At 34.4% G+C, this 5,227-nt stretch carries 5 protein-coding genes and 2 pseudogenes; 4 read left to right on the top strand and 3 right to left on the bottom strand.

Going from position 1 to position 5,227, the window contains the following annotated elements:
- Positions 1 to 728, top strand: a pseudogene (locus ACEYX7_RS10575) (hypothetical protein); the annotation flags it as partial.
- Between the two features lie 83 nt (positions 729 to 811).
- On the opposite strand, the gene ACEYX7_RS10570 reads toward ACEYX7_RS10575, so the two are convergent.
- The gene (locus ACEYX7_RS10570; protein ID WP_374805429.1) at positions 812 to 2,065 is read right to left on the bottom strand and encodes a pyridoxal phosphate-dependent aminotransferase; all 1,254 of its coding nucleotides are present in this window, start codon (positions 2,063 to 2,065) and stop codon (positions 812 to 814) included.
- Between the two features lie 137 nt (positions 2,066 to 2,202).
- Between ACEYX7_RS10570 and msrB the strand changes: the two genes are divergently transcribed.
- The 3 genes from msrB (at position 2,203) to ACEYX7_RS10555 (ending at position 3,735) form a co-directional block, all read left to right on the top strand.
- Positions 2,203 to 2,622, top strand: coding sequence for a peptide-methionine (R)-S-oxide reductase MsrB (gene msrB / locus ACEYX7_RS10565; RefSeq protein ID WP_374805430.1), 420 nt, complete (start codon positions 2,203 to 2,205; stop codon positions 2,620 to 2,622).
- Positions 2,623 to 2,832: 210 nt separating this feature from the next.
- Positions 2,833 to 3,315: a glutathione peroxidase gene (locus ACEYX7_RS10560; RefSeq protein ID WP_374805435.1), complete on the top strand. Its 483-nt coding sequence runs from the start codon at positions 2,833 to 2,835 to the stop codon at positions 3,313 to 3,315.
- Between the two features lie 9 nt (positions 3,316 to 3,324).
- Positions 3,325 to 3,735: a PACE efflux transporter gene (locus ACEYX7_RS10555; protein ID WP_374805432.1), complete on the top strand. Its 411-nt coding sequence runs from the start codon at positions 3,325 to 3,327 to the stop codon at positions 3,733 to 3,735.
- 114 nt (positions 3,736 to 3,849) lie between these two features.
- Here the strand turns inward: ACEYX7_RS10555 and hemP are convergent, their stop codons facing one another.
- Positions 3,850 to 4,023 carry a hemin uptake protein HemP gene (hemP, locus tag ACEYX7_RS10550; RefSeq protein WP_374805433.1) on the bottom strand — a complete coding sequence of 58 codons (174 nt, stop codon included), beginning with the start codon at positions 4,021 to 4,023 and terminating at the stop codon, positions 3,850 to 3,852.
- A gap of 289 nt (positions 4,024 to 4,312) precedes the next feature.
- A pseudogene (locus tag ACEYX7_RS10545) lies at positions 4,313 to 4,851 on the bottom strand (nitroreductase family protein).
- Between the last annotated feature and the right edge of the window lie 376 nt (positions 4,852 to 5,227).

Genomic DNA, 5,227 nt, shown 5'->3' with positions numbered 1-5,227 from the left:
GGCTGTCGCTAAAGCCCTTGATTGTTTCGTATCTCATCTTGTCATTATATCAAAACTTTCGCAAGAGGTCTAATATTCCACTTCTAATACAGAATGGTTTGGACTATACCTATACGCATCGTTCTTTCCAAGAGTATTTTACAGCCTATTGTATTGTTAATAATTCTAATATCAATCATCGTATTGTGGAAAAGGTATTCAAAAGATTTAGAACTGACAATGTAATGAATATGGCTTATAGCATAAATAGGTCAGTTGTAGAAGATAAGTGGATATTACCTAAAATAGATGAGATTCTGAATAGTGTAAACAATGATATCTCTGAAAATAGTAAATTAGAAAATATGTGTTTATTTTTTGATGATGTTTCAACATTTATTGAAAATAATAGGGATGTTATAAGTTTCACTAGTGGATTTAATCAATATTTTACTCAATTATTAATTGATAGATACAATTTAGGGGGAATTTATCAAGATGTAAGAGCTACTAATCCAATAGAGACGGATGAGTATTCTGAGATAGAATTTATTGAACTGGTCTTACGTAATGAATTATCTACTAATCTCTCAAACTTAAATGAATATGAAAAAGGTCTTTTTTATAAACTTGACTCTTATAAGCTCGCAGAATATTCTATTCAAATGTTAAATATTGCGAAGGATAAAATAATTAAAAGTAGGAAAAATATTATAGGAGATATTGAAAATTTAATCTTTGATTCTTAAGCTCTGCTTATAATAATAAAATCAATAAAATCAATAAAAGCCACTTTTAAAGGTGGCTTTTATTTATGAAGAATAACAAAGAATTATTCTTCAGTATGATTTTGCTCACGAATTTTTGCCAAGAAATTTGCCAAACGTGCAATTGCTTCACGCAATTCACCTTCACTCGGTAAAAATACCAAACGGAAATGATCTGGCGTAGGCCAGTTAAATCCAGTACCTTGAACTAATAATACTTTTTCAGCTTTTAATAATTCCAACATAAACTTTTCATCATCATTGATTGGATAAACTTTCGGGTCAAGTTTAACAAAACAATATAATGCCCCTTCAGGCTTAACACAGCTTACCCCAGGAATGTCATTCAATAATTTCCAAGCCAATTCACGTTGTTCATATAATCGACCATTTGGACGAATTAAATCGCTAATAGATTGATAGCCACCCAAAGCAGTTTGAATTGCGTATTGTGCCTGAACGTTAGCACACAAACGCATAGATGCCAACATATCTAAGCCTTCGATAAAATCACCTGCACGCGATTTATCACCCGAAATTGCCATCCAACCAGAACGGAAACCTGCGATACGATGGCTTTTTGATAGGCCGTTGAATGATACACATAATACATCTTTGGCAATCGATGCGAGAGCGATGTGTTCTGCACCATCATAAATGATACGATCATAAATCTCGTCTGCAAACAACACCAAATCATAACGACGTGCCAAATCAACGATTTGCTCTAAAATATGACGCGGATAGACCGCACCTGTTGGATTGTTTGGATTGATAATCACAATACCACGTGTGTATGCTGTGATTTTACTTTCCATATCAGCAATATCTGGATACCACTGATTTTCTTCATCACACAGATAATGAATCGCTGTACCGCCAGACAAATTCACCGCAGCTGTCCAAAGTGGATAGTCAGGCATCGGAATCAACATCTCATCGCCATCATTAAGCAAACCTTGCATTGCCATGACAATCAGTTCAGATACACCATTTCCAATATAAACATCATTGACTGTTAAATTCAGTAAGCCTTTTTGTTGATAATATTGGCAAATTGCTTTACGCGCTGGGAAAATACCTTTGGAGTCACAATAACCAATTGCATTGGTTAAGTTCATAGCGACATCATTAATAATTTCTTGTGGTGCTTCAAAGCCAAATGGGGCGGGATTACCAATATTTAATTTAATGATTTTATGTCCTTGTTCTTCCATTTCATTGGCTGCTCTTAAGACAGGTCCACGAATATCATAACAAACATGTTCAAGTTTGCTGGATTTTTTAATTTGACGTGGTGTATGAATAGACTGGGTCATGATATTTCCAATTACGCAGAAAAAATTAAATAAAAAGTATCTTTTTTGAACAAACGACTGCTCGGAACGATACAGCACGCTTAACTTAGGATAAACTTATCATGACATTTTCGAACCTAGAAAGAAAGGGGAGTATCATGGGAAAAGTCAATAAAACAGAGCGTGAATGGCAACGTTCCCTTAGTGCAGATGAATATCGTATCACTCGTCAAAAGGGTACTGAACCTGCATTTACTGGACAGTATTGGAATACCAAAACAGATGGTGTTTATTTATGCCGTTGCTGTGGTACACCTTTATTTTCATCAGATACAAAATATGACTCAGGCTCGGGCTGGCCGAGTTTTTTCCGTCCTTTGGATGCAAGCAATATCGATGAACATAGCGATGAAACACACGGTATGCGTCGCACAGAAATCACTTGCCACAACTGTGATGCACATCTAGGTCATGTATTTGAAGATGGTCCTGAGCCTACAGGCTTACGTTATTGCGTGAATTCTGCTTCTTTAATGTTAGAAGCAAAACAGCACAGCGATGATGAGACTTACCCATAACTTATATATTTATCTTTAACTTGAATATAGTATGAAGACTCCCATTCATTCTATTTCATACTTATTAATATTTTTAAAATATTAAAAAAATATGGTCGATGTTATTATCGACCATATTTAATTTTGATAAAAATAATGTACAAAATAATCATTTTAATTGAATTGATTGTGATAAAATCTAAAACAATTAAAATCTATTTTAGGTAAGTTATTATGTCTATTTATCAATTTTCTGCACAACGTTTACAAGGTGGCGAACAAAGCTTAAATGACTATGCAGGACAAGTATTATTAATTGTCAATACTGCGAGTGCCTGTGGCTTTACCCCACAATATCCAGGCTTGGAAGATTTATATCAAAAATATCATCAGCAAGGTTTTAGTGTGTTGGGTTTTCCTTGTAACCAGTTTGGTGGGCAAGAATCTAAAGAAAATAGCGACATTGCACAGTTTTGCCAAATCAACTATGGTGTAAGCTTTCCAATGTTTGCTAAAATTGATGTAAAAGGCAGTGATGCACACCCATTATTCCAATACCTTACCAAACATAGCAAAGGCTTTTTGACAGATGGTATCAAATGGAACTTTACAAAGTTTTTAATTAATAAACAAGGAGAAGTGATTGGACGCTATGCCCCAACCACAAAGCCAGAAGATATTTGTAGCGATATCGAAAAGGCACTTAATGCATAATCAAAAATCATGAGTATTTACGAACGTATTTTTCATGCCATTTTATTTGAAGTGCTTGCTGTTATACTCAGTATCATTGGTCTAAGTATTTTTACTCAGCATAATACATCCGCTTTGGCAAGCATAGTGATTTTGATTTCATTGCTTGCCATGCTGTGGAATATGATATTCAATTGGATATTCGACCGCTTCTTTACTGCTCGTCGAGAAACACGTGGTATAAAAATACGTTTAATTCATGTGCTATGTTTTGAAGGTGGGCTATTATTGATGACTTTGCCTTTGGTAGCTTATATACTCAACATCAGTCTGTGGCAGGCATTTATTTTAGACTTAGCCATGACGTTATTTATTATGATCTACACATTGATTTTTAATTGGGCTTACGATCATTTACGTTTAAAGTTTATTAAAAACTAAAGTCAGTTTAAGCATTAAAAAAAGCCAAAGCATAACGAATACACTTTGACTTAGTGATTATTTTAAATATATTTTACAATAATATTTTTATCTCATAAAAATAATTATTATAAATTATTTTGTTAAAATTAATCGGTTATTGCGAGTAAGTCTTAAACGATATTCTTCACCTTCATGCATAATACGGATTTCTCGACTCAATGCAAATAGATTTGCGGAATGCAAAGTAGGTAAGTGGTAGGCTGGTGAATGCTGTTGGCGATTAAATAGCGAAAATGGTGCATTCATTGCGTAACTCCTATAGCGTGCTGTTATCTGGTGATTAAATGATAATGATTATCAAGTACATTTGTCAATTAGTTTCACCTGACGATAATTTTGTTTTTTTCTATGATTTTTTAATTTTTAATCGTAAATAACAATTATAGGTGAATGTTTTAAACTTTTTATTTTGCTTATAAATAATTTTTTATAATAAATTCAATTATTTAATGATAATTTTCAGAACTCAATAAAAAAGCCATTATAGTCAAATTATGATGGCTCTGAGTTTCTACAGCACTTTAAAATTTATGAATTAGGTTTTGTCAAAAAAACTTTTAAAGCGTTGTTCATCCCTGATAAAGCTCTTTTCGCCTGCAGGGGCTTCAATTGAACCAATTACCAATTGTGCACGCAGTTTCCAATCTGAAGGAATATCAAAGGCTTTTGCTGCTTCTGCATCGACAATCGGATTATAGTGCTGTAGCGATGCACCGATATTATGTTCAGCCAATACAGTCCATAGGGCGAACTGAGCCATTGCTGATGCATGTTCAGACCAAATTGGGAAATTGTCCGCATACGCTGCAAATTGCTCTTGTAAGCCTTTCACGACGCTTTGATCTTCATAGAATAAGACTGTGGCATAACCCGCAGCGAAACTTTGCAATTTTTGTTCAGTCGCAGCAAAAGCATCTGCTGGTACGATTTTTTCAGCTCATCAATGGCGATTTGCCAAAATTGTTGGTGTGCAGCACCAAATAATTGTACTGTACGCGTAGATTGCGAGTTAAATGCTGAAGGTACGTGTTTTACTGTATCACGAATCAAAGCATCTAATTGTTCAGCAGACATATCAACCTGATTGCCAATTGCATAAATTGTACGGCGTGACTTGATTGCGTTAAGTGTATTGCTCATAGTGTATTCCTTCAAAACTTGTAAATGAAAAATTAATGAATTAAACATTAACTTTCTTGATGAAACACAGTATAGATAAAGCCCTAGCTAATGAGAAGTCGCAAAATTACGATGAAACGTTGCATATTTGAAACAATGCTAGAAGAACTACACAAAGTGTTCTGTTAATTTATCAGCCAAATAATCAATGGTGACTTTCACAGCAGGTAGAATGCCTTGTCTACTTGGATAAACCATAATTTTGGTCGTCATGCCACCACTTGATTTACCGATTGACTGATGACAAGTCCCCCTTTTGCACCTTGTCCAT

Source organism: Hubeiibacter jixunmingi, from assembly GCF_041928215.1.
Lineage (GTDB): Bacteria > Pseudomonadota > Gammaproteobacteria > Pseudomonadales > Moraxellaceae > Acinetobacter.
The sequence above is the reverse complement of the archived record's forward strand: the minus strand, read 5'-3'. Positions and strand labels throughout refer to the sequence as shown.